Origin of the sequence: Kitasatospora arboriphila (genome assembly GCF_039528095.1) — a bacterium.
In the GTDB taxonomy this organism is placed as follows: Bacteria; Actinomycetota; Actinomycetes; order Streptomycetales; family Streptomycetaceae; genus Kitasatospora; species Kitasatospora arboriphila.
Map to the genome: position 1 here is coordinate 1 of NZ_BAAALD010000211.1, position 245 is coordinate 245.

Sequence of the window (245 nt, forward strand, 5' to 3'; positions counted from 1 at the left end):
TTCAAATCCCCTCCCGGCAGAGAGGTAAACGTTCCACTGCGGCGTCATGGCATACTTCAGCGCTGCCGCCGGAAGCCACTTGTGATAGCTCGCTTCGCCGCTATCATCACCATTTTTACCTACAACATAACGATCGTTGGAATCAAACCATACCGAGCTATAGCGCGCCCCGGCGTCCAGCCCCAGGGCTGAGGTGAGCTGCCAGTGCGTTTGAATGTAGGGATCGAGGGTCCACATCAGGTTAG

Annotated in this window: 1 protein-coding gene; it reads right to left on the bottom strand. The window is 55.9% G+C overall.

Annotated elements, in window-relative coordinates:
* On the bottom strand, positions 1 to 237 hold a 237-nt coding region (locus tag ABD353_RS39500; protein ID WP_344628554.1), incomplete at its 3' end, for a TonB-dependent receptor domain-containing protein.
* Positions 238 to 245 lie beyond the last annotated feature (8 nt).